General features: G+C 41.3%; 27 protein-coding genes. 9 read left to right on the forward strand and 18 right to left on the reverse strand.

Going from position 1 to position 24,843, the window contains the following annotated elements; all coding sequences use genetic code 11:
* Nucleotides 1-80: 80 nt before the first annotated feature.
* From map to PSF11_RS18625, 4 genes are all read left to right on the forward strand, one after another.
* A complete protein-coding gene (gene map / locus PSF11_RS18610; protein ID WP_072502889.1) occupies nt 81-878 on the forward strand; it encodes a type I methionyl aminopeptidase in 798 nt (265 codons plus the stop codon).
* 185 nt (nt 879-1,063) lie between these two features.
* Nucleotides 1,064-3,703 (forward strand): bifunctional uridylyltransferase/uridylyl-removing protein GlnD, encoded by a 2,640-nt coding sequence (glnD, locus tag PSF11_RS18615; RefSeq protein WP_072502888.1) that lies wholly within the window; start codon nt 1,064-1,066, stop codon nt 3,701-3,703.
* Nucleotides 3,704-3,751: 48 nt separating this feature from the next.
* Nucleotides 3,752-4,576, forward strand: a complete 825-nt coding sequence (gene dapD / locus PSF11_RS18620) for a 2,3,4,5-tetrahydropyridine-2,6-dicarboxylate N-succinyltransferase (protein ID WP_040132403.1) — start codon at nt 3,752-3,754, stop codon at nt 4,574-4,576.
* A 331-nt stretch (nt 4,577-4,907) separates the two neighbouring features.
* Entirely contained in the window at nt 4,908-5,294 is a 387-nt protein-coding gene (locus tag PSF11_RS18625) for a DUF3461 family protein (protein WP_014657679.1), read from the forward strand.
* Nucleotides 5,295-5,355: 61 nt separating this feature from the next.
* Here PSF11_RS18625 and PSF11_RS18630 read toward each other — a convergent pair whose 3' ends face one another.
* The 3 genes from PSF11_RS18630 to PSF11_RS18640 are packed head-to-tail and all read right to left on the reverse strand — an operon-like array spanning nt 5,356 to nt 6,931.
* Entirely contained in the window at nt 5,356-5,808 is a 453-nt protein-coding gene (locus tag PSF11_RS18630) for a flavodoxin (RefSeq protein WP_072502887.1), read from the reverse strand.
* Between the two features lie 21 nt (nt 5,809-5,829).
* Nucleotides 5,830-6,588, reverse strand: coding sequence for a tRNA pseudouridine(65) synthase TruC (gene truC, locus PSF11_RS18635; protein WP_004916802.1), 759 nt, complete (start codon nt 6,586-6,588; stop codon nt 5,830-5,832).
* Between the two features lie 7 nt (nt 6,589-6,595).
* A complete protein-coding gene (locus PSF11_RS18640) occupies nt 6,596-6,931 on the reverse strand; it encodes a YqcC family protein (RefSeq protein ID WP_004916805.1) in 336 nt (111 codons plus the stop codon).
* Between the two features lie 259 nt (nt 6,932-7,190).
* On the opposite strand from PSF11_RS18640, the gene PSF11_RS18645 reads away from it, so the two are divergent.
* Nucleotides 7,191-8,105, forward strand: a complete 915-nt coding sequence (locus tag PSF11_RS18645) for a VirK/YbjX family protein (protein ID WP_036943413.1) — start codon at nt 7,191-7,193, stop codon at nt 8,103-8,105.
* Between the two features lie 405 nt (nt 8,106-8,510).
* On the opposite strand, the gene syd is transcribed toward PSF11_RS18645, so the two are convergent.
* Entirely contained in the window at nt 8,511-9,071 is a 561-nt protein-coding gene (gene syd, locus PSF11_RS18650) for a SecY-interacting protein (protein ID WP_072502886.1), read from the reverse strand.
* 155 nt (nt 9,072-9,226) lie between these two features.
* Between syd and queF the strand changes: the two genes are divergently transcribed.
* Together queF and PSF11_RS18660 are read left to right on the forward strand one after the other, a co-directional pair.
* Nucleotides 9,227-10,072 carry an NADPH-dependent 7-cyano-7-deazaguanine reductase QueF gene (gene queF / locus PSF11_RS18655; protein WP_072502885.1) on the forward strand — a complete coding sequence of 282 codons (846 nt, stop codon included), beginning with the start codon at nt 9,227-9,229 and terminating at the stop codon, nt 10,070-10,072.
* Between the two features lie 484 nt (nt 10,073-10,556).
* Nucleotides 10,557-10,817 (forward strand): hypothetical protein, encoded by a 261-nt coding sequence (locus tag PSF11_RS18660; protein ID WP_272682859.1) that lies wholly within the window; start codon nt 10,557-10,559, stop codon nt 10,815-10,817.
* Between the two features lie 109 nt (nt 10,818-10,926).
* Here the strand turns inward: PSF11_RS18660 and PSF11_RS18665 are convergent, their stop codons facing one another.
* The 4 genes from PSF11_RS18665 to PSF11_RS18680 all read right to left on the reverse strand — a co-directional run bounded on the left by PSF11_RS18665 (nt 10,927) and on the right by PSF11_RS18680 (nt 12,844).
* Nucleotides 10,927-11,328 carry a type II toxin-antitoxin system death-on-curing family toxin gene (locus PSF11_RS18665; RefSeq protein ID WP_210853565.1) on the reverse strand — a complete coding sequence of 134 codons (402 nt, stop codon included), beginning with the start codon at nt 11,326-11,328 and terminating at the stop codon, nt 10,927-10,929.
* A gap of 6 nt (nt 11,329-11,334) precedes the next feature.
* Entirely contained in the window at nt 11,335-11,553 is a 219-nt protein-coding gene (locus PSF11_RS18670) for a hypothetical protein (RefSeq protein ID WP_238564469.1), read from the reverse strand.
* Between the two features lie 81 nt (nt 11,554-11,634).
* A complete protein-coding gene (locus PSF11_RS18675) occupies nt 11,635-12,690 on the reverse strand; it encodes a phage antirepressor N-terminal domain-containing protein (RefSeq protein ID WP_442958775.1) in 1,056 nt (351 codons plus the stop codon).
* Nucleotides 12,680-12,844, reverse strand: a complete 165-nt coding sequence (locus tag PSF11_RS18680; RefSeq protein ID WP_008915211.1) for an Arc family DNA-binding protein — start codon at nt 12,842-12,844, stop codon at nt 12,680-12,682. The genes PSF11_RS18675 and PSF11_RS18680 overlap by 11 nt, the downstream gene beginning before the upstream one ends.
* Nucleotides 12,845-12,928: 84 nt before the next feature.
* Here PSF11_RS18680 and PSF11_RS18685 point away from each other — a divergent pair, with 84 nt between their 5' ends.
* Nucleotides 12,929-13,183 (forward strand): Arc family DNA-binding protein, encoded by a 255-nt coding sequence (locus PSF11_RS18685; RefSeq protein ID WP_272682860.1) that lies wholly within the window; start codon nt 12,929-12,931, stop codon nt 13,181-13,183.
* Nucleotides 13,184-13,230: 47 nt separating this feature from the next.
* Nucleotides 13,231-13,764, forward strand: coding sequence for a hypothetical protein (locus PSF11_RS18690; RefSeq protein ID WP_272682861.1), 534 nt, complete (start codon nt 13,231-13,233; stop codon nt 13,762-13,764).
* On the opposite strand, the gene PSF11_RS18695 is transcribed toward PSF11_RS18690, so the two are convergent.
* From PSF11_RS18695 to PSF11_RS18740, 10 genes are all read right to left on the reverse strand, one after another.
* Nucleotides 13,740-14,018 carry a hypothetical protein gene (locus tag PSF11_RS18695; RefSeq protein ID WP_272682862.1) on the reverse strand — a complete coding sequence of 93 codons (279 nt, stop codon included), beginning with the start codon at nt 14,016-14,018 and terminating at the stop codon, nt 13,740-13,742. The genes PSF11_RS18690 and PSF11_RS18695 overlap by 25 nt on opposite strands.
* A gap of 83 nt (nt 14,019-14,101) precedes the next feature.
* Nucleotides 14,102-15,958 (reverse strand): hypothetical protein, encoded by a 1,857-nt coding sequence (locus PSF11_RS18700; RefSeq protein WP_272682863.1) that lies wholly within the window; start codon nt 15,956-15,958, stop codon nt 14,102-14,104.
* A gap of 25 nt (nt 15,959-15,983) precedes the next feature.
* Nucleotides 15,984-18,458, reverse strand: a complete 2,475-nt coding sequence (locus tag PSF11_RS18705; protein ID WP_272682864.1) for a host specificity factor TipJ family phage tail protein — start codon at nt 18,456-18,458, stop codon at nt 15,984-15,986.
* Entirely contained in the window at nt 18,445-18,837 is a 393-nt protein-coding gene (locus PSF11_RS18710; protein WP_036943377.1) for an NlpC/P60 family protein, read from the reverse strand. Before PSF11_RS18710 ends, PSF11_RS18705 begins: the two co-directional genes overlap by 14 nt.
* Nucleotides 18,837-19,304, reverse strand: a complete 468-nt coding sequence (locus PSF11_RS18715; protein ID WP_036943373.1) for a DUF1833 family protein — start codon at nt 19,302-19,304, stop codon at nt 18,837-18,839. The genes PSF11_RS18710 and PSF11_RS18715 overlap by 1 nt, the downstream gene beginning before the upstream one ends.
* On the reverse strand, nt 19,301-19,783 hold the full coding sequence (locus PSF11_RS18720; protein ID WP_006661951.1) for a hypothetical protein: 483 nt from the start codon (nt 19,781-19,783) through the stop codon (nt 19,301-19,303). Before PSF11_RS18720 ends, PSF11_RS18715 begins: the two co-directional genes overlap by 4 nt.
* Nucleotides 19,784-19,815: 32 nt before the next feature.
* Entirely contained in the window at nt 19,816-20,439 is a 624-nt protein-coding gene (locus PSF11_RS18725; protein WP_036943368.1) for a hypothetical protein, read from the reverse strand.
* Nucleotides 20,439-23,774 carry a tape measure protein gene (locus PSF11_RS18730; protein WP_272682865.1) on the reverse strand — a complete coding sequence of 1,112 codons (3,336 nt, stop codon included), beginning with the start codon at nt 23,772-23,774 and terminating at the stop codon, nt 20,439-20,441. The genes PSF11_RS18725 and PSF11_RS18730 overlap by 1 nt, the downstream gene beginning before the upstream one ends.
* Before the next feature lie 77 nt (nt 23,775-23,851).
* Nucleotides 23,852-24,289: a type II toxin-antitoxin system YafO family toxin gene (locus tag PSF11_RS18735; RefSeq protein ID WP_061064233.1), complete on the reverse strand. Its 438-nt coding sequence runs from the start codon at nt 24,287-24,289 to the stop codon at nt 23,852-23,854.
* A gap of 3 nt (nt 24,290-24,292) precedes the next feature.
* Complete coding sequence (locus tag PSF11_RS18740) at nt 24,293-24,739, reverse strand: hypothetical protein (RefSeq protein WP_061064234.1); 447 nt, start codon at nt 24,737-24,739, stop codon at nt 24,293-24,295.
* Between the last annotated feature and the right edge of the window lie 104 nt (nt 24,740-24,843).

Consider the following 24,843-nt stretch of genomic DNA (forward strand, 5'->3'; position numbering starts at 1 on the left):
TGGTGCTATCGCTCATCTATTAAACCCTTTTCATACAAACTATGTCACAGAGTCGTTACTGACATAAATGGACTGAATTCATGGCTATTATTATCAAAACTGAAGAAGATATTCAGAAAATGCGCGTTGCTGGTCGTTTAGCAGCCGAAGTGTTAGAAATTATTGCTCCCCATGTAAAACCGGGCGTTAGCACGGGGGAGTTGGATCGCATTTGTCATCAGCACATTGTCGATGTACAACAAGCGATACCGGCTTGCTTAAATTATCATGGTTTCCCTAAATCAGTCTGTATTTCAGTCAATGATGTTATCTGCCATGGTATCCCTAGTGATGATAAGATTCTAAAAGACGGCGACGTTGTGAATATCGATGTTACCGTGATTAAAGAGGGTTTTCATGGCGATACCTCAAAAATGTTCATTGTTGGTAAGCCAACCATCCAAGGCGAACGCCTGTGCCATATTACCCAAGAGAGCCTCTATTTAGCGTTACGTATGGTAAAACCGGGTATCCGCCTACACACCTTGGGCAAAGCGATTCAACAATTTGTCGAGAAACATGACTTCTCTGTTGTTCGTGAATATTGTGGTCATGGTATCGGTGAAGGTTTCCATGAAGAGCCACAAGTCCTTCATTATGATGCCGATGACAGCGGTGTTGTATTACAAAAAGGCATGGCTTTTACTATCGAACCGATGGTCAACGTCGGTGATTACCGCATCCGTACTATGAATGATGGTTGGACCGTAAAAACCAAAGATAGAAGCTGGTCGGCTCAATATGAGCATACGCTAGTTGTCACCGACAACGGGTGTGAAATCATGACATTACGTAAAGAAGAAGAGCCATATATCTCAGCGGTGCTGGTTAACGATTAATTTTTAGCACGCGGCTCTTATGTGGCATGTTACCTGTTAGAGAAAACAACTTTCGTAACATGCCGTATACTTAAGGCTTCCCTTCTCTTTTTTTACTCGAAATAATTTAATTTGCGGCTGTTCATCCATGAAAATCCCCAGTAAGCTGTTCACTATTGTGTTCAGCCTATCGATGCGGAAAGATAATGATGACACCATCCTCTGTAGCGTTTTTATCACCCACTTTATTTCAATCTTCTGACCTCGAACTGCTTCGCCTCAAGCAGCATGTCGAATCTTTCCATAACCACTTAGAAGCCGCATTCAAGCAAAACGAGTCCGTGATTGATTTAGTCCATGTGCGCAGTGATTACTTAGATGCCCTACTCACGCGTTTATGGAAAGAGTATCAATTTGACCGACAACCCAATATGTCTTTAATTGCTGTAGGTGGATACGGGCGACATGAGCTGCATCCCTTATCAGACATTGATATTTTAGTGTTAAGTGCAGAGCCTCTTTCTGAACAGATAGCCTCAAAAATAGGCCAGTTTATTACTCTATTGTGGGATCTTAAATTTGATATCGGCCATAGTGTTCGCTCATTGCAAGAGTGTATTGATGCGGGTATCGCCGATTTAACCGTTGCGACAAACCTTATTGAATCGCGCCTAATTTGTGGTGATATCGCCCTATTCTTACGCTTACAAAAAACCATTTTTAGTGATAGTTTTTGGCCTTCAGCAACCTTTTTTGCCGCAAAACTCGAAGAGCAGCAAGATCGCCATCATCGCTATCACAGTACTAGCTATAACTTAGAGCCAGATATAAAAAGTAGCCCTGGAGGGTTACGCGATATCCATACGCTACTTTGGGTCGTTCGGCGGCACTTTGGAGCCACCACCGTCGATGAAATGGTCGGGTTTGGTTTTCTTACTGAAGAAGAGCGCCAAGAGCTAAAAGAGTGTCTCACTTTTTTATGGAAAATCCGCTTCGCTTTGCACTTAGTCGTCAAACGCTATGACAATCGCCTTTTATTTGATCGCCAATTTAGTGTCGCTCGCTTACTCGGCTACCAAGGGGAAAAAAACCAGCCCGTTGAACTGATGATGAAGGATTTTTATCGTGTGACACGCCGCGTTCGTGAACTCAATCAGATGTTATTACAACTGTTTGATGACGCTATTCTTACTCTCAATCCTGATGAAAAACCTCGTCCACTAGATGAACAATTTCAGTTGCGGGGGCCATTAATCGATGTTATTGATGATATGCTGTTCGTTAAGCAACCCGCCGCCATTTTAAAAATGTTCTATTTAATGGCTCGATACCCCAATATCACGGGGATCTACTCAACGACCTTGCGCCAACTGCGCTTTGCGCGACGTAATTTAACCGCTCCTTTATGCGAACTCCCTGAAGCTAGGCGGCTTTTTATCAAAATATTACGTCACCCTAGAGCCATTAAAGGGGCTTTCGTTCCCATGCATCTGCACAGTGTATTAAGTGCTTATACCCCTTATTGGAGCAATATCGTTGGTCAAATGCAGTTTGACCTTTTTCATGCGTATACGGTCGATGAGCACACCATCCGAGTGCTACAAAAAATAGATAGCTTTACTCATGAAGAAAATCGCCGCGACCATCCACTCTGTGTTAGCGTTTACCCTAAGCTGTTGCATCCAGAAACATTAAGGCTTGCCGCATTATTCCACGATATTGCGAAAGGGCGTTCGGGAGATCATTCTGATTTAGGGGCTGAATTTGTGTATGAGTTTGCTCTGCAACATGGTTTGCCGCTCAAGGAAGCTGAGTTAGCCTCTTGGTTAGTAAAAAGCCATTTATTAATGTCAGTTACGGCACAACGTCGCGACATTCAAGACCCCGATGTCATCAAACAATTTGCCCTCGAGGTCAAAACAGTGACGCGGCTAAACTATTTGATGTGTTTAACTGTTGCCGATATTTGTGCAACTAACAGTACGCTTTGGAATAGTTGGAAGCAGAGCCTAATTCGAGAACTGTTTTTATCTACTGAACATCAACTCAACCAAGGAATGCAAAGTACTCCTGATTTACGAGAACGTATCCGCCATCATCGCCACCAAGCGTTAGCGTTATTACGCCAATCTTCAATCAATGAAGAAAAATTAAACCAATTATGGTCTCGCTGTCATGCAGACTATTTTTTGCGTCACACGCCTTCTCAATTAGCTTGGCATGCCTGTAACCTATTAAAACATGATCTTGAGCAGCCTCTCGTGTTGATCAGCACACAGCCAAAACACGGTGGAACCGAAATTTTTATTTGGTGCCCCGATAAGCCACACTTATTTGCGGCCGTGGCTGGGGAGCTTGATAGGCGCAACCTGAGTATCCACAGTGCACAGATTTTCACCAACAAAGACAACATGGCAATGGATACCTTTGTGGTGTTAGAACCGAATGGCACGCCATTATCAAAAGATAGATATGAACAGATCCGCCATAGCCTGCTACACGCGGTACAACAACCTGCGATCTCACTTCCCCAGGCTCGCACCCTACCGTCAAAACTACGCCATTTTACCGTTCCTACCAAAGTGAATTTTTTACGCTCAACCAATGAGCGCCGTAGCTATATGGAGCTCTTTGCTCTCGATCAACCGGGGTTATTAGCACGGGTTGGGCATGTGCTCGCTCAGATGGAAATCTCGTTACATGGTGCACGGATCACCACAATTGGCGAGAAAGTGGAAGATTTTTTCGTCCTTGCAGATAAAAATCACAAAGCGCTCGATAAAAAAATGCAACAAGAGTTATCAGAAAGGTTGACAGAAACCCTCAACTCGAAGGATAAATGTTAGGTTTTATAAGCAATATTATTACTGGTCCTTAAAGGGGAAAATTAATCAATGCAGCAATTACAAGCCATCATTGAACAAGCATTTGAAGATAGAGCGGCTATCACACCATCCACAGTGACCCCCGCCGTTCGCCAAGCGGTGACAGAAACCATTGCCCTACTTGATAGTGGTAAACTGCGTGTTGCTGAAAAAATTTCAGGGGTTTGGGTAACACATCAATGGTTGAAAAAAGCAGTATTACTCTCCTTCCGCATTCACGATAATCAGGTAATCGAAGGGGCTGAAAGCCGTTATTTTGATAAAGTCCCCATGAAATTTGCGGATTACGATCAGGCTCGCTTTGAACGCGAAGGCTTCCGTGTTGTTCCACCCGCGGCTGTTCGCCAAGGGGCATATATCGCTAAAAACAGTGTTTTGATGCCTTCTTATGTCAACATTGGTGCTTATATTGATGAAGGCACCATGGTAGACACATGGGCGACAGTAGGCTCTTGTGCCCAAATCGGTAAAAATGTGCATTTATCCGGCGGAGTTGGTATTGGTGGCGTACTTGAACCACTACAAGCTAACCCAACCATCATTGAAGACAACTGCTTTATTGGCGCCCGTTCAGAAATTGTTGAAGGCGTTATTATTGAAGAAGGGTCTGTCATTTCAATGGGGGTTTATATTGGTCAAAGCACAAAAATTTATGACCGCGAAACTGGTGAGATCCACTATGGACGTGTGCCAGCGGGCTCTGTGGTTGTATCGGGTAATCTGCCATCGAAAGACGGTAGCTACAGCCTTTATTGTGCCGTGATTGTTAAAAAGGTCGATGACAAAACCCGTGGAAAAGTCGGTATTAATGAGCTATTAAGAAGCATTGACTAATCCCACATCCTCGCTCGGCTAGAGATAAAACACGTTCTCTACCCAATCTAAAAATGATAGACCTCTTTTTCTTATGATGAGGGGTTTGTCAATTTCCTCATTTCGCGCATAATATATAAGTTTAGCTATTGTCGGGCTTTCGAGAATATAAACTGTATGATTTTATTTTTTGCCTTTTTAAAACACAGATTAATAGCATCGCTAAGTGTTATTCGCTTTAATGCGCGTGTTTTTAATTCCTGCCAAAAATAGAATAATACTGTTTCTGCTGGCATATGCTAACGGCTCTGTGCCTCTACAAATTTCGGTTTCCTATAACTCGGTGAACAACATGTACGATAATCTAAAAAGTTTAGGTATTAGCAACCCTCAAGATATTGACCGTTATACGCTACGCCAAGAAGCAAATAACGATATTTTAAAAATCTATTTTCGCAAAGATAAAGGGGAATTCTTTGCGAAAAGTGTAAAATTTAAATATCCACGCCAACGCAAAACTGTAGCCGCGGCAGATGGTAGCAATAATTTCAAAGAAATTAATGAGATCAACTCCAACCTACGTTACGCTATTGAAGAACTAGACCAAATTTGCCAAAACGATACAAGTGATATTGATTTGAAACACAAAATTTTGGATGACCTACGTCATCTTGAGCATGTGGTCTCAAACAAAATCGCTGAAATTGAAGCTGACCTTGAAAAATTAACCCGTAAATAGTTTTAAAATACCGCTCTTATTTTCTTTACTGCACCGAGAATCCTATTCACGGTGCAGTAATTTACAGTTGCTCACCCCAAGATTGTATCCAAGGCTTCGCATATTCTTCGGGTACATCTTCTTCTATCGCGTCAATGAACAAAACCTCACCAATCCGTGTTCCCGATTGTTCAGTTAATAACTCATCAAAACGCTTTCCTGCTCCACAAAAATTTTCGTAGCTGCTATCACCTAAAGCGATTAACCCGTAACGTAATTCAGGTTGATAACCAACAACATCTTGAATTTCATAAAATAGTGGAGCAATCGTATCGGGTAAATCCCCTTGCCCTGTGGAGGAAGTGATGACTAGGGCGATCCCTTCACCCGCATTATATTGCTGCCAGTCACTGAGCATTGGCTCATCAAAAATCGTGACCTCATGGCCGAGTTGCTCCAATATTTCCTGAGCAGATTCAGCCACCGCTAAGGAATTACCATAAACTGTTCCCACAAAAATACCAATTTTTGACACGAACACCTCCTATTGACCCAACTACAGTGATGAATTGAATTCTCCCATTCCCAATTTGCTGGCGATATGCTGCCACCCAAACTGATTTACCAATGACAACCATGACTCATCCCATTGTGCAATCAGAGAGATACGCTCCCCTGAAATGGGATGATCTAATACTAGCTGGCTGGCATGCAACATTAGCCGTGAAACGGCAAAATGTTGGCTTACACCGCGGTTTTGACGTAAATCACCGTGTTTACTATCGCCAATAATGGGGTGACGAATGTGCGACATATGACGTCGTAACTGATGTTTGCGCCCTGTTTCTGGTTTCAATTCTAGTAAACTAAACCGAGATGTTGGATAACGCCCAATTGCGACTGAGCACTCAACTTGAGCGATTGGCTGGCAATGTGTAACACACTCTTGCAATGCTGGCTCTCTGGTCGCATGTTTATCCGCAATTTTGTCCAACTGCTCAAGTAATGGATAATCAATGGTTTGAGGCGCTTCAACATAGCCACGAACCACCGCATGGTAGATTTTTTCTATTTGATGAGATTCAAACTGCGCCGCTAATTGCCTCGCCACATCACTGGATAGTGCAAACAACAACACACCCGATGTTGGCCTATCAAGACGATGGATTGGATAAACAAATTGACCAATTTGGTCTCGTAATGTTTGCATAACAAACACAGTTTCCTTGCTGTCTAACCAGCTGCGATGCACCAACATACCGGCAGGCTTATTAACAGCAACCATATACTCATCTTGATAAATAATCTCTAACATCAATGAGCTACCTACCCAACTGAGTACTGAAAAAATCATCTAATTCACGAAGGTGAATCAACAATAAATGATATTGCCCTTCCTCATCATTCTTATAAACTTCTTCAAAATAAGGGGCTATAGCAAAAGCTCCGGGTAAAACAGCGCCTTGCTCAATGAGTGCTTGTAAACGAGGGATAAGTACCCATTGTAACCACTCTGTTGCTTCCATCGTATCAATTGAAAAAGGCTCTGTACTTTCAAAAGCTTCAGGGCTAGGTGGTAATTCACGCCAAAGTGCCTTCGCTCTCATTTCCTCTTCAATATGACGAAGCTTTTCCATGATGCGCTGTTCAATATTCATATAAAAACCTACTTAATAAACTTGATTCGAAATATACGGCATATCCTTCATTAATTCTGTCGTAAATATGGGGTGTAGAACAACCAAAATAATTTCCCACACAAAATCCTAGTTACTTTCACGTAACCCATCTTGCCGCAAGCACTTTTATAAGTTTATTTAAAGTTTATTTACCTTTTGTTGTAGTTAATAAGAGTAATATCAGACGCTTTTCACTTTACTGAATAAAAAACACTCAACAATCAAGTATGGTTTATATATGGGATTATTAAAGCAGTGGCGTAAACAAAATAAATTTTGGCAGTCTATTAACAACAGCTATGACCATTTAAAACGACAAGTCCGCATTGCCAAACTCCCGTCTAAACCTTATCAGCAATTTCAATCCATGTGTGAAAGCTACACCAGTGCCCGCATGTCTAAGGAATTAAATAATATTCCTGATTTTGCTGAACGCCCCTTAAATAAGTATTTGCATCGCGAGTGGAACGGAAAACAAAAATTACTCACCGCGAGTCACACCCTAGAACTCATCGAAAAAACATTTTCGACGGATGCTATCAAAGCAATGTTTTCTATTGATCGCCAAGGGTTAAAAGTTGCAGATATCGAATTAAAATCGGGAGATTATGCGCAATTAAGGCTTGTTTACTCCCAATATCCACGCGAAGGTGACCTCACCTTACACCTGCTAAACGAAACAGGGGATGATATCTATTTAATGAGCTTTTCGTTTGGTACTGAGGGCCAACTTTATATCTGTTCTTTACAGGGGCCTGCTACTGAACAAAGTACCGAACAAGTGAAGTCCATTACGAAGCAAATGCATGGGATGCGACCTAAAAATTTATTGATGTCATCTATTTATGCAGTTGCCGCTTTTTTCCACTGTACATCTATTATGGGTATTTCAAACCATTGCCATATTAAGCGCCAACATTTGAAATCAAGCTACGATAATTTTTGGCAAGAGTGTAATGGTACGGTTTCCGCGGATGGCTGGTATCACTTGCCTTTAACAGAGCCTGTTCGTGATATCGAATCGGTCAAAAGCCAACACCGCTCTGCGTTCCGTAAGCGTGAGTCTCTAAGAGAAGCCATGTATCAAAGTGTGTTAAACGCATTAACGCAATATTCTACCGACCCACATCAAAAGACACGAACGCAACACTAAGTGAAAAAGAAGCCAGCCAACAAGAGGGTTGACTGGCTTATCTCATGTTTTAAAGGGTGTTAAAGCATCCTGCAAAAACGACCTCCTGCCGTTCGACATCCTGTCGCTAATAAACAGATTAAAGTCAGCGACATGCGCCACTTTGCCATCCATGACCTCTGTTTACTGATAAAGCAGCAAACTCACTGCTCCCTCATTCAGTCGTTTAAGAATGTATTAAAAACACTAATGAAACAACCTAGTGCAATAAACTTAAAAACAGCCTTAAACCTTCAATTTAAGAGATTGATAGTAACTACATGAAATTAAATGTTAAATAATGCTCACTTAGATAAATTAAGAAAATTAAGGTTTATTTCTTAATTGATTTGTAAGCTATTTCCTACAGCTTCTATCAGCAATATCTTACTCAAGCGGTTCTACTACTGGGGTTAACTCTTGAATAAAATGGATAAGATTAGGCGCTAACACGCGTTTTTCCTTACTACCAAATTTTTCTAAAATAATTTCTCCCGTTAAATTACATAACGAAATCATTTCTAAATCAGATTCTAATGTTGCTATAAATAATGTTGGTGATAGTTTTAAACGCTTTTGGGTAACTAGATGACCAATTAAATTTTCTTGCAAACGGATAAAATCCTCTTCGCTCCACACTTGAACCAAATTCAATAGATGACCTTCAAATTGAGCCTTCATATCCCCCGCAAGCTGAGTGGTATAAAAAGGATGGATCATCGGCTGTAATTCAATATCCAATGCTGTCGCTACTTTATTTAAGTTTTTATCTGCTATTGGGAAGGCTTGTGGCTCCCAATAAACCCAATTTTCCCCCGTCCGAATGACACAAGGAGACGGAATGCCATATAGATCACGGGAAGCAGGCGATAGACCTGTTTGCTCCTTCCATTTGGTCACATATTGTTGAGTAAATTGAGTAAGCGCTTCAGAAACGGTTGTATTCATAATGATTTAATAACTTTAGATTGAGTGAACTGAAATGGCGGCAATATCATTAATAAATGATATTATGACAGAAGTTAACCGATGAATGAATTGCTCTCATTTTCAGCCGTTTTATGGTATCGCGTGCTTTTAGTACATGAAGTTTAAGGATCACTATGTCACACTATCAAAATAACCCTGCTTTGGATAATCTCACACTAGGAAAAAAAACGGCATATTATGATCAATATGACCCAAGCCTACTCCAAGCCGTTCCGCGCAGCTTAAATAGAGATCCGTTAGATATTCACGCTGATAGCCTACCGTTTCATGGGGCTGATATTTGGACCTTATACGAGCTATCTTGGCTCAACAAGAAAGGTGTTCCGCAAGTCGCTATTGGTTCAGTCCATGTCGATGCACAAAGTGAAAATTTGATCGAATCAAAAAGTTTTAAACTCTACCTAAATAGTTTTAACCAAACTCGCTATGATTCATGGGAAAATGTGCGAAGTGTTTTGCAAAACGACTTAAGCAATTGTGCTAATGGAAAAGTTGGCGTTACACTCCATAAACTTGATGAGTTTTCACAGCAAGCGATTTGCCAATTTGAAGGGATTTGTATTGATGAACAGGATATCGAGATCAATCAATATGAATTTAGTCGTGATTATCTCGCAAATAGCACGGAAAATGAAAACGTAGAAGAAACACTAGTTAGCCATTTATTAAAGTCGAATTGTTTGATTACTAACCAACCCGATTGGGGGTCAGTACAAATTCGTTATCGTGGCCCGAAGATCAACCGTGAAGCACTGCTGCGCTATTTGGTCTCTTTCCGTCATCATAACGAATTCCATGAACAATGCGTCGAACGTATTTTTAATGATATAACACAACTGTGTAAGCCTGAACAACTCAGTGTTTACGCACGCTATACGCGCCGTGGTGGTCTTGATATCAATCCATGGCGTAGTAATACCCAATTTACGCCTGAAATAGGACGTTTAGCACGGCAATAAGCACCTTAATTAAGTTAATTGATATAATTTTATATACTCTAAATAGTTCGAGGTACAGCAAGGCGACCGGTAGACCAGTCGTAGCAAGGCAGAAATAACGATGCCAATGGTGCGAAAGTAAACTGAGTCAATGACGCCGTAACTTGAAGTATGGCGAGTATATCAAGATCCCTTTGGGATAAAGGAGAGTTACTTGATTACTCATATCAGTCCATTAGGTTACCAAAGCAACAAAAAGCATTAAATATCAATAACTTAATTTATTATCAGTTCATTTTTCATGCTACAAAACACTACATTTCATTCTAAATGAATCAATAAGTTACCCCTTCATTTCGAACGAAAAAGAGGGGTAATCAACCCCTCACCTCTCATTTTTGCGGCACAGTTCGTCACAGTGATATCTGATAACATTACGACCAATATTGATATCGCGCCATTGTCTGACTGCTTATAATTAACTCCAGACTTTATTGGAGGGTTTATGACCAGTACGCAACTTATCTTACTCGCACTTACTTGCATCAATGAAAATAGAGAGCCGTCTCACACTGAACAATCACGTATCTATGTTTTCTATAAAACAGAGATAGATGACAAGGCTATTTCGATCAATGAGTTTACACTCTTACTTTCTCATTCATCTTTGTACTGCCAGATAGAGCAACCAAAAAGAGCTCCAGTAATTGAGTTCATGGAAAGTTATCTAAGCAGTTCTGCTGATAAATCACACGCAAGAAAGTAGAATAATCATGCACAATCTCGCAAATCTAACTCAGTGAGTAAGAGATTTCCGCGGGGGTATGAGTACAGTAAGGAGGGTTAGAAACAAAAAAGAGGCCGCAGCCTCTTGTCTAGATATATCCGCTTCTTGTTTCTTCAACTAAATCATCTCGATAATCAGATAGAATACGCAATGTAGCTGATGCTTGCTTATAATCAAACTCACCCATAGCTGATAAGATTGTTAACTTAACTAAGTAAACAGAAGGGAATAATTTAATATTGTTTAACTTCAGAAATATTGTTGCAGCCTGAAATGCCGTCCGCTTATTTGCATCATTGAAGGCGTGCGCCTTAGCTATGGCAACAAGGTACATTCCCGCTAAATCAAATAAGTCATCACAATTTTCATAATCAATAAGTGATTGAACACGACCAAGGGCGCCTGATAGTTTATCTATATTTGGCTCTCCGCTTTTAGGTAGCGTTGATTTCTGTATTCTTATCACTTCATCTACAGTTAATAGCCTCATGACTTATCACTTATCTTCTAAATCTTTAATTATCTGAGCATACTCTAATTGTGTATCTTTAAGTGCCTGCTCAAAGTCAGAGGTTGTAGTAATTGAACCTATGCAACGCTTTATAGTGCCGCTAGATGTCCCAACTGTGCTTGAGGTATTGAAATTAAAAAGAACTCCATCACCTTTTCTTACTGTAGGTGATGAGCCTGTTTTATTTGTTTTCTTTGTAGTCATGATAATTACCTCCCAACTATCTGTATGTATAGAATAGCAGTAAATCATCAGGTTTTACTAGCCCATCCTTGGGCTATGTGGTTATTTGGCTATTGGCTTGTTAACGTCATTTTGAAGTGATTTAACTAGACCTGTAGCTGTTATAATCCTCTCGGTCATGGTGACCTCAATACTTGATTTTAACGCCTGTAATGATGGTCGTATGTTGTCTATATATAACTGTTGAATGCCTATAATATGAGAGTGAAGTGCATTAACGTTCATCTTTGAAATAGCTGAATTTCCAATCTCATCTTTCTTAACCATGACATAACCGCGACTTTCTGCTAAATCAGCAAATACTTTCGGGCTGGTTAATTGCTCATCATCTGCTGCGATTTCAGATTTAACAATCGCGCCTTTATCGTCATAGTGATGAAGTACGCGACAACCAACGAATCGCTCAGTTTGTTTTGGTAAATATTCACCTTCAAGCGGAACACGCGCAGCCAGTGATAATGCTTCTGTGAATTTATCGCTATCAATTTCTTTGTACGTGCAACCGAAATGACTTTTTAGCGATGACCACATAGTTATCATTGCTTTAGCTTGCTTCTCTTTGGGTAATGCTTTGCCGCGATTTAAAACGAGCTGCTTAATTGCTTCTTGCTGCTCTGAGGTAATACGACCAGCAATTTGTTTAACCTGCTTACGAGGCTTAGCCTTAACTTCGCCAGTAACCCAATACTCATAGAGTACGTCGTCGCATTCTTCTTGGTACTGGATCACCTTATCACGGATTTCAGGTTTAACTTTGTTAGGGCTGATAGTGTGAAGCCAACCAGCGAGTTTGCGGAGAGCTAGGCAAATCATATTGCGCTCTTTACCGTCTGCGGCAACTATAGAGATTTCCTCTACGGTTGATTTAAACTTTTGTTTTAGCTTGTTTAACTGGCCAGTCCAGTCCATCCCCATTCCCTCTACGATAGGGCGCATAGGAACATATGGCTGACCGTTATAATTAACCACATATAAATTATCACCGTGGAAAGGTACGTTAATTGTTGATACACTATTCATGTCGGTTTTCTCCAGTATTACTGACAAATTAGAAGCCTCGACTGTTCCCGCAGTTGGGGCTTCGCTACTAATTGGCATTGATAGCGCCTTCTTTCTTCAAAAAATCCATCACAATTCTGTGAACTTCATTATTTAAAGATCTTCCGTTTTTCTCTGCCCACTGCTTAACTAGCTCGATATCTTTTTCAGGCCAACGAAAATTAAGCTGTGGTAGCTTTCTCGCTCCTTTCATATCCTCTCCTTAATGAACCACCGTGGTTCAATTGAGAATGTACTATCACCGTTATAGACTGTCAAGAAAAATTAAGGTGATTACATGAGCAGAGAATACCCACAATTCAAATTGCGGATGCCGCCCGAGACAAGAGACAAACTAAAAGTTAGGGCAGATATGAACGGTAGATCCGTCAATGCTGAACTCCTGCAAATTATAAATGATGCGCTATCAACGCCATCGTCAGTTTCTGGCTATAAAAACGACATTGAAAAATTAGCCGACCAGCAATCTGAAGAAGTTAAAAAGATGGTCTTTAAAACTCTGGTCGGACTGTATGGAAAAGACAAAGTCTAAAATCGTATTTTGTTAAACCCTCCAAAAACAAATAAGGAAGTTAAATAATGTCTTACGATAAATACAACCCTGAGTGGCAACAAAATATATTACTTGCATTTTATCACTGCAAAAATGGCATAGTAAGTCGAGAGCAATGGGAAGAGCTCTGTGAGCCTTACGAAACCTACAAAGATTTTTACGACAATATAATTTATCTATCTGATAGCGGCCTGCTGAACATATCCAATTGTCCAATATCTAATGCCGCTGATGATCATGAAATTAATATGCCAATAGTACTAGAGCCAAGTTGGATAAGGATAACCAACAGAGGCGTTGATTTTCTTAGGGCTGATGGAGGTTTAAGTGCGATTCTAAATGTGAATGTTATTAAACTTCACGACGACACACTGTTAGCTCTAACTTCTTATATAGATAAAATGAATATAAGTGACGGTGAGAAAAACGTTATCAAAAATGAACTAAAAAAATTACCTGTTGATGGATTGCGACATGTGATGACTAAAGCCATAGATACAGCCTTAAATAACCCGTCAGAGATACTCAGAGTAATTCAAATGGCTATATTGCCATCATGATTTAACGCTCTTTCGACTATATCCAATGCCATTCTTGAATGTGGCGAGTCACTTTCATCATATGGCATTGTGTTTGTTAATACTGGCTCTTCGCCTTGCATCTGCGTGTAATACTTAACCTCGCCATTACTAAACTCGGTTATCAGGAATTTACCTTTTAAAACCTCGTTCATAAAAACAAGTTTAAATCTTTCGTTACCCAACAATAAGCCACCTTGGCTTTCTTTATTCAAGTAAATATCTAACTGATTCATTTTCTATCCTCAATAAAAAAGCCCCTCGGGGCTTGTTCTCATACAAGAAACCCCAAGTGTTAGCTTGGGGTTGGGGGGGGTTATCAATAATCGTATTTATTAAAGTTAAATACACAACCACATAGGGTCACCTGAACATTGTTAGTCATACTAAGAACTAAAGTAATTTCTCCATTATCGTCAGATAATGCTGGAGTTCCTAGCCATTCATTAGAGCCTGACTCGATATAAAGGGTTGTTGATGTTAATAAAACAGTAATTGGAATCTTTACCAGCCCACCATTAGCAATCGTGTATGTTTGACTTAACGAGTTTTCACCCTGAATATTTGATAACCCAAAACCTAATCGAACATTCGCTTCGCTTCCTGATGTATTTCGAACGAAAGCAAAACCAGTTAAGCTAAGTGGAAGCTTATCTTTACTGCGATAAAATAACTTTCTACTAGCAATGCTTACAGCATTCCCACTTGGAATTACTCTCTCGCTTTTCAGGAAGAATAAAGAAGATGCCATTGTTATTGGGGTTGTTAAGTCTGAAAAATGGTAAGGTCTATGAAGTAATGTGAATTGCCCTATGTCTTGTCTATCGGTTCCATATGTGCTACCAATGTACGTATTTCTAGAATTTACAAAGTTATCAACAGTAACAAACTGATTTGTTATTGACGGGAAGTTACGGCTACCAACTATATTCGCTACCCCTTTCACTAAAATTGAAGTTGAATGTAATTTAGGGTATTCATAATCCCATACATGACCATCAACCGTATTTCTTACCCCATAAATATGAATAACATCCTCTGACTGTGCATCAGTCTGATAGTTGATAAAGTAGTTATTCGCGGCTATCTCTAACTTATTAATTGCACCATGGGTGTATTCTTGTTGTATAAGTCCTCTACGACATTGCCATATGGTTAGATTAATATCATTGTTGTTTATGTATGTAGCATCTGACTCTGTACCATTTCGAGATGCTATTTCTTCATAAGCAGTATCCATTCCTTTAATTGAAGCATTAACTTGAATTCCTGCAATGATACCTGATTTATTGTCAGACCCTGTGCTAGCATCAAGCACTAGCCCCCTACCTTTCCGGTATTCACTTTCAATTGTGAAGTTAGCAATCACAGGCCTTCCTACACCTAGAATCATTGCAGGTCTTGTAGAGCCTTTAATTGTCACAACATCCATTTCGTAATCTAGACATACTAGGCTAGGCGCATAAAACTGAGAGCTTCTATTGAGTATGAATTTTTTACCAGTCCCGCCAAGTAAATTTCTTTTTTGCCCGATAGGAGGCAGTACAGTCAGAGTTTTATGAGTTGGTATTTCTATTGTTCCATCAATACGCTCCGCTCTTAATAAAACGTGGTCGTGAATTGTAAATGCTGATATAGCATCCTGCTCAGTAAAAACAATCGTATCACAAGGTAAATTACCCAAATAATCATCAAGGTTAACGCCATCATTTACCCCAATAAGCTTAGACCCATCATTGGCAGATAACTCCCCTCTCAAACTAGCATCCCCAACACTAACCCAAGCGCCTTTACCGATGCCTCCAGTTGATTGTGGAGTTGAGCCTGCTGGAACGGGTTTAGGTAAGTCGCCATCCCAACGGTAGTGGTCTCCATCGCCATCTGGCAGTTTCCACAACACTGTTTCATTTCTATTGGCTAACTCTGCACCCTCTTGGAATGTGCCAACTGGTACGTATCCAGCGACTAAAATAGCCTGCTCCATTTCAACTTTAAATCGTTCAATGAGCTGAGTTGCAACCCAGTTAATTCCCTCGATAGTTCGGTGGCACTGTCCGAATCTATCTTTATATTCGTGCTGTAATGATGTAACGAACTCATCAATTCTTTCTGCGTTATAAGCTAAATCACGCATTTCTTTACTTGGTACAGGTTTGTTTGTTGGTACTGTAGACATAAGTTGTCCTCTCCTAATTTTGCCGTTATGCGTTATAGTCTGCTTTTGCGTCGAAATATTCAGTTGCTGTTATCGTGTAGCGTTCGCCACCGAGTGGGCGTTTATCGGTTATCACCCATTTGATGCTTTCAGTTTCCACTGACGTTGCGATAACGTACCGCGATGGTGACTGCACTCGATATCCATCATAGAAATTGAGCTCAATATCTTCTGGCACACTTGCGATAAAGCCGAACTCAGTATCTTGTCTAGGCTCTGCTTTGAACTTCTGTGTTGTGTAACCCATCGAGTCAGTGAGATACACCCACATTTCCTCATCAAATTTGATTTTCTCACTGGTTGTGAATACCTCTCCCTTTCTCTCAGTTATGTAACCTGCTTGCTGATTTGAGTCGTAAGTATCGGCTATCAGCACCATGTCTGACGGGTACACATTCCCGCCATCTGCAAGAGTTGTCAGACTGATACTTGTCCGTTGGTGAATGAGTCGATTAGCTTCTAACAGCGCCCTATCCATTGCTTGGTAGCGATTTCGGCAACCCTGCAAAACAATCTTATTCGGCGTGCGTGATAACCCTTCCGTAATGCCATTTTCATCAACTCGAAATCGGATATAGTCTTTCTTGTTGCGAACCGGTTCGACATATTCAAGTTCAATTCCGTCATACCCACTTGGCATCGACATGTCATAGGAAATTTTCATGTCGTTACCTGTGATGTTAGAACGGTTGAATGTGGTCATTGGGAATTCACTGGACTGTTCGCGGGAAAAAGTAAGGACTGCATTATCGAAATAAGCAGTTACTCTCGCAGCATTACAGATAGTTTCGATGCGTTGACCAAGGGAAATATCCTCATCGTCAAATGTGTAGTCGAAATACCCTAGGCGCTCATCAGGCAAGCTATCGTAAATCCGATACAGCCCGTCGATATCGATATTTTTCTCACTTTCGCCAGCAGTAATTAACCATGTATGCAGCACTGCATCAGCAAAACTCCGCGATGGCCTGAGCGTATAATCAACTTGCTTTGATGCTCGGTCATACGAAATAACCATGCGCGTGGCCAATAAATTATACTTGCGCTCTCTTGCTCCTGTTGGCGCTTCGGTGGCTCTTACTGACACATTAACAATCGTGTCATTCTCAAAAACGACATTCTCACGAACTCGGACAATGTGAGCGTTTTCGATTTTCATGATGCTCTGGTCGCTGCTGTTATTGCGACGAGTGAGCTGCACAGCGTAACGGCCACGCCCTGAATTAAGAGTTACTTTGTCTGTTTTGTAATAAACTCGCGCGCCGTTGTTAGCGCTTAGTGCAGTATTGAAACTTTGACGAGTGCCAGCTATCTCCTCGTTATCCGCATTTACCTTCCAGATTTCGACAGTTGCATTGCAGTTATCACCTCCACCAAGTTGCGCTTGTAAGTGGATCCACATTTGGTCACCATCAACAGGGGAAAAGAACGGGCCCACTGTTAAAAACTGATTGTCATACAGAATGAATTTCGTTGTGTTCACTACTGCATTAGGTGGAAGTTGCGCTAAATCAGTTCCGCTTAGGTTAGTAAAGAAGAATTCGTAATACTCAACTGGGTTAATCAATGAGCCATCGTCACTCTCTTTAGCATCAACTAACTGAGCGTCGATTTTTACATCTTTAGTTACAGAGCCCTGCGGCGTGTCGTAGCTCACATTCACAGTCATTGAGATGGAGCGTGGCTTTGTCAGTTCGTAGAAGTATTCAAACTCATCTTGCTTAACGATTTTTATCGCAACCTCACCGCCTTTTATCTCACCTGAAACCACTTCGTTAGCGGTTGCGGTTTGCTGTGGGATATCTTTGCTTTCATTAGGCCCCGGCAATTCTTGACCGTCGATATCAGGAAACTCAAATCCCTCGTTAATCAGCGGGATAACTTCTTTTGGCTTGTATATCTTGTAACTAGCGCCTGCCATCGCCGTGAAATCAGACTCAGCAAATCGGATGCTTTCCGTTTTATACTCACCAATACCGATGTTTAGCCACTCGGTTACTGTCTTGAGGTTGTTGTTATACTCAAACATCGATTGCTGAATGAGGTCAGGGAACGCCCTTACTTGACCGTGAATTTCTGGTCTTGCTTGGTATGCCCGAGCAACGTTCGTTTGCCCTGTGAGCCGGTTATTCGGGCTATCTTTAACATTCGACTCAGCCACAGAAAATGACGGCGTTTTTGGTGCAAGAAACGAGAATACTTTTGTGACAAGGTTGAACACGGGATTCAGGATATCGCCGATAACGCTCTTTGGTTGATCGAACACTTGAATAAAGTGAGTTGGTGTTATCTCGAAATCTAACTCGTCATCTTCTTGCAGCTCACGCCCGTTAACGATAATCACCACATCGGTATGCAACTGTTGATGCACTAGAAAATCGCTATAAAAAAAAGAGCCGACTTTTAAATCGACTCTTTCTTTAGGTGTTCCCGCTACTAGCTGAATTTCAACTATCGGCATATTTCATAAACTCCAATTTCGTGAATTTCTTCTCAAGCACAATGAGCCTATCCATTCTTACAGCCCCATTCTCGCCGCGACTATGGAATGCATTGCCATCGATAATTAACCCGATGTGAGCTGGCTGAGAGCCGCGATAACCAATGAATATCCCGTCATCTACTGGGTGGTCGGTACGTTGCCAGAATTCGACTTCATTCTCATAGCAAGTTACAAAATCATGGTCCGATTCGTAGCCAGCATCATGATGAATTTCCGTACCCAGTACGTACCTAAAATATAAGACCACTAAGCCCCAGCAATCACACGCCTCAAACGTACACGCCCGATTCTTCCACGGCTTGCCTATCATCAGATTAATAAACTCTAATTTCGTCATTAAACCGTCTCCAAGCCTGTGAACTCTTCCATCGTGTAAATACGCCCAACGTTCTTATTCAGCGGGTTATTCATCGACAGCGTGACAGTGACCGATTCGGCATCAAGTGAGCAGTCTTTCACGTACAGCGACCACTCGCTTATCGGATTATCTTTGTCGGCTGAGTCAAATAACCTGAACGTTGCGATAATTGGCTTCATTCGAGTATTTGACCGCCATAACTTGAGCTGCTGCTTAAAGTCCTGCGCGACTCGGCTAAACTTAACCGACGCATCGATAATCGGCGTTTTACTCTGCTGGCTCTCTGCTAGCTCAAAGTTACACGGCTGATACTCAACACCGCCCAATACCTTAGGCTCTATCTGCAAGCTGACTAAATGAATGTTTCCGAATGATGGGTGATAGAACTGGATGGTTTCGTAGAATGTGCGCATCGGTCGTTGCGCTCTGTACTCTCTTAACTTCATTCCCCCCCCTTGCATCGAGGTAGACGCTCGGTGACAACGATATCGAGTAGACCCCAATCTCTCGGCGGTATCTCAACAATTAAATCGCCAAACTCGTCATCTTCATTAAACAGCTTGCGACAGATAACCGAGCCCGTCCAAGTTACTACGCTGCCATTAATCGACGTTTGCACTGGATAACTAACAAAGTGAAGCTCCTGTGGTTGCAGCCCAGAACCACCAAGATTAATCGGCATCCTGAACCACTTAGTACAGTTATCCAAATAATTAGGGCTTCTCAACCATTGCTGAAAAGCCCTTTCTTCACCTAGTTGGAATATCCATTTAACATTCCAAACCGTTTTAATGTCATCCGTTAGCTTCTGGAATATCGGTGCCCCAACTTGAGGCTGGTCCGTTCGAAACCCAGTGTCAAACGTCATGTTCTTATCCGCTTTTTGTGGTAACGGGAACCATTCAGGGTAGTCGATTATTTCCATGTGATATCCATTAAAAAACCCGCCGTAGCGGGTTATCCAAATATATAGCGCTTGTTTTCTTGGTAGTCATTAAACTCACCAAGATTGTAATATGTGGCTTTATCTTTTTCCAAGTGAATAGCTCTCACCTCACCACCTATATAAATGCGACTATCTTCAGGTTGATTTTTTTGGATGTCTCGCTGCATTTGCATCATGGTCGGAATATTCTCGATTAGGTTACCTTCTAAAATCTCACACTCTGGTTTAACTGCCGTTCCATATGGAAGCCTTTCGCACTTAAAGCTATTAAGTGATCTAAAGGCGAAAGCAACCATTTTAGCTTCTTCTTGTGAATATCCTATGTGATAAATAGTTGAGCTCTCAGTACCTGATAAGTTATACCTTTGGCAATACTCCGCATATAATTTTCTAAGCTCTTCCTCTGAGAAATAATTCAAGTGCTCTATATCAGCGACCCTCATGTTTCTGTTTACATTTTCAGCCCATTCAGACCCGAATCCACCAAGCCCTAACCCACAGATAACAGTATTTAGGGTCTGGAGGTATGTGAATTTATTAGTGAATAGATAAGGATTGCCTTCTGCTGTAACTGCTAATGTATCCATGGCAATAAAAGCCATATCCTCTTGAATATAAAAAATTAGTGATGACACTAAAAACCTCCTAGAGCTTTCCTGCTTGCATTATGGTAAGTCGCCATTGCTCCGCTTACTTCTCTTCCCTCTGCAATGCTGCGGACAACAATATTAATTACATCTTGTTCATTTAAACCTTTCTCAGTGGATACATCAACTGTTGCACCAGAGGCTTGTTGATAAACATTGATAATCGGAGGAAGGCTACCGCCTCCTTGCAAGTCTTTGTTAGGAATTACTTTCCCACCCTCACCAGGCAAGAGATAGTTTTTCCCAGAACTTGTCCGTAAAATCTCTGGCTTACCGCCCTCACCAAAACGATAGTAACTATTTGGGTTTACTGATCCGCCATTGTAACGACCTCCGCCATAGCTTCTAAAATCAGTAGGCATACCCATGCCACCAATATTAGACAGTGATGTAACGCTACTTGCTACGCTGGCTATATTAGGAATAGCACCCAGTCCGCCCATAAAAGTACCTAGTATTGTTCTGGTAATTAGCGCCTGAACTGCCATTTGCATTAATTGCTGTACCATCGCGTTCAAGGCTGTGTTAGCCAAGTTACGCATAGCGTCACCAGCCGATTGCGTTCCAGATAACATAGCCGAAACCGCCGTTGCTGTTCCGCTGCTCAATGAATCTATCGCAGTTCCCATGAGGTTGTTTAAATCATTCTGACCCTTCCAAAGCCCCCACATTGCATCAAATCTAGACTGCTCATATTCTCTATTAGCAGCATTCATTAATGCTAAGCCTTGCTCTTCAGTAAGAACTTTTTGATTAACATACTCTTGGATTAAAGCGAGCTTTTGAGCGTTCTCATTAGCTAATCGTTGAACAGGGTCTAACTGACCTGCCATTTCTTGCGTAGGTGTTATGACTGATTTGGCGTTTTCCTCTGCAATCTTCTTAGAGTATTCCGCATTTATTTCAGCTCGACGTTTCTGATATTGTTCCTCTGTGACTAGGTTGGCGTTAAGTTGCCTATCTAGTTGCTCTAATGCTAACTTCTGCTCTCTTGCAGCTTGTAGTCCTAAATTTTGCTTGTAAGCGTCCTCCCTATCTTTGATGGCCTGTTTTAAGTCGAACTCCTTTCCAGCAAGCTCAGATATTTCTTCAATCTGCGCTTTCGTGGCTTTTTTGCCAAGTTTTAAAACTGCTTCAAGTATCGCTGCTTCTCTGTGCAAGCCTTTTGTTTCTAGCGCCGCGACTTTGTTTGCGTTGGCTAATTCGGCGAGTTGTGTTGCGCGCTTCTTTGCTTCTGATTCGTCAGACGATGTTGATTTCTTTGCTGCTGATTCACGCTTTCTTTCTGCTTCGGTTAGCTCGTAGTTTTTCTCCGCTAATTTTTTAGCCTCTTCGATTTGTTCTGGATTTTCTGTTACTTTTTTTGCTTCTATTTCTGCTTTTGTTATTGCTCTCTTTTTCTTGTCCTGAATTTCCAATAATTTATTTTGGTCTTTCAGGCTTTGTATATATTTCTCACCAGCTTCCGTTTTTGGCATCTCCCCCTGCGCATCGTTCAAATCCCTTTGCGCATCAGCAGCCTCTTTTAGTTTAGCTGCCAACAAGCCGACAGATTGAGCAAGTGAATTACCTTTGCTGATTGACTCTGTAAATACCGAGGTGGCATCAGACACTTTAGACGTCATCTCTTCAGTGGCCATGGTTACAAACTTGGTTGTTCTTGCTAATTTGTCTTGTGCTTCTTTTAGATCTCTAGTTTTTTGATCTACTTTCCTTTGAGCATCCGCCAACTTAGATGACACATCTACCCAACCGCGATAATCTGTTTTTAGATATTTATATTTAGTTCTTAACCCCTCTAGCTCTTCCTCAAGCTCTTCAATAACTTTCTTTTGTTCATCAATGGAGTCATTGGCATCTGCGATTGCCCCTTTCAGTGACTCGTAAGACATCTCTTTGATTTTGTTTTTTAATTCTTCGATTGCATCAGCAAAATCTAATGCCTTCTGTTTAGCTGTCTCCGCCTCTTGCCAAAAGTACAAAAGAGCACCTCCAGCCAGCATTGCAACCCCTAAAGGGCCACCAAGCAATGCCAAACCAGACTTAAGCGCATTTACACCGAAACTAGCCGCCCTTGCTGCTGTAGCGGTGTTTGCGATAGCCGCCGCCTCTGCTTTCTCAGCCTGTGTGTGTGCTATTGACGCATTTGTTGCTATTCTTTTTTTTGCTATCAGGTTATCTAGAGCTAGCGCTTCTGCCGCAGACCCTCTAGCCACCTGATACTCAGCCTGAGCCAAAGCAACTGCTGATAGTGCGGCCTCTTTGTCTGCCCAAGTCTTTCTTACTTTTGTTGTAGCAGCGTATTGATCTGCTAGTGCTGCTTGATGTGTTGCTTTTGCTTGTGCGGTACTTGCGGCTATATCAGAGAACTTAGCTTTGACCGATGCCGACAGAGATGTTGCGTATCTTGAGCCAATCACAATGGCAGCAATAGCTGCTGCCGAAGCAACTTTATCAAAGTTTTCTGACAGAACGGCAAAACCAGCAGACATTGTTCTTGTTACCCCAAGGCCCTGATTAAGTTCCCCAAAGTATGCTTTGGCTGAGTTCGCTAGTTTTGTGAAGCCATCTGCAACAGTGTTGTCCATCGAGTCAGCCAATGCATTGTTTTCATCTTTCGCGCCCCTCATGGAATCAATAAATAACTTCATTGAAACGCCAGTTGTCATTGCCATTTTCTTAACATCGTTCTCCGTTACTTTAACCCCTCCTCGTAACTTAGATAATTCTTTGGCAATGTTACCCACAACAGACGGCATAGCGTTTAATACAGAATGCCAATCGTTCCCCCTTAAAACACCAGTCACCATTGCTCGATTTAGAGCGTTAGTTGCTGATTCTGTTTGCATGGCGCTTGTTGCATTTAAAGTGAATGCAGAGGAAAGTGATTCAATATAATCAATTGTTTGTTCTGTGTTATAGCCGAGCTCTTTCATTGCAGATGCAGATCCGGCGTAAATTTCTTGAGTTGTCTCTACAGCCTTACCATTTCTATTGCTAATTTCAAGAAATCTCTTCTGTATTTCTCCATACTTTTCGATGCTTCCCTCTGCCGAGTCTAACGCCATTTTTATACGAGCAGCCATTTGCCCCCACTCGTCTACAGCATTAATGATAACACCAGCACTTATTGCAGACGTGACAGCCATTGCCGCTTTTGAAAAACTGAACATCGATTCGCTGGCATTATCAACTGAACGAGATGTTCTATCGAAGCTACTATCAAGTCGGCCTAGTCTTTGTTCAAGCACACGTTGGGAAACAAGTAGCTGCTGAACATCCATCGATACGTCGTATACTATCTCGCCTAGATTCGTTGACATTTCTTTCTCCTAGAAAAAGAAAAGCCCCGTCAACGCGACGAGGCCTTTAGCTAAAATAAAAAACCCACCGGAGTGGGTTAGTTTTCATCTCTAAATTTTTGGGCTATTTGCGCCAGCTCATCCATGACCTTATAGTCTTGTGCTTTCAGGTGAGCATCAGGATGTAGTATGGCTATAATTGAGTATCGGTGATCTTCAAGAAGCCCTTGCACATACACCAAGCAGATATCTTTTTCAGGATTTCCTTTTTTGTGAGTTCTATAATATTGAACTCTATCATCTGGAAATTTATCTGGTGGTATTTTTAAATGAATATGCATCAAGCAAGCTTTTTCAGCTGAATATGGCTTAACGTATGAAACATCTCTTCCGAAATAACTAGGAATCCCCTCACCTGACTTATACTTTTTAAAGTCTTTGAGTAGCTTAGCTTCGAGATCTAAATGTTTTTGGAATAAGTCGCCAAAAAATTGATTTCTTGTTTGCTCGTTTATAGTTACTTCTATTTCGTCCATGAATTAGCCAGTAAAGGAGTAGTCGCCTGAAATTATTTTATTGGTTGTGTAATCAGCTAATTCCCTCAAAGCATTAAAGTCTATATCACTTTCGAACGTTTTAGGGATAGTGAATAACTGACGAGAGAAATCATTTAAGCGAGCTATTGCATATCTAGCCTTAGCAACAGTTCGCAAGTATGACTTCATTTCCGTTTTTTCTTCGTCGGACAAGTCGTCTTGCTTAACCCTAACCCTGAGAACATTTTCAAACCCTCTCAAGACAGCTTCGCAAGCTTTATTTTCTTCTAGTCCGTTTTGTATCATAACGCCACGGATTTGATCCTCGTCCATTTCCAACAAGCTAAAGTAATATGCATTAATCTGATCGGCTAGGTTAGCCACTATCTGATTTCTTTCTGCATACTCAGCCTTAAGCTCTGTAACATTATCAATCACATTTCTCTTCATGACATGCGACTCCTTATCGTTACATACGTCAGCGAGCGAATACGAAGGAACACTCAGTATTCCACCCGATAAAATCGCTGCATAACAATGTTTTAGTAAAGGAT

This window comes from Providencia sp. PROV119 (genome assembly GCF_028482435.1).
Classification (GTDB): domain Bacteria; phylum Pseudomonadota; class Gammaproteobacteria; order Enterobacterales; family Enterobacteriaceae; genus Providencia; species Providencia stuartii.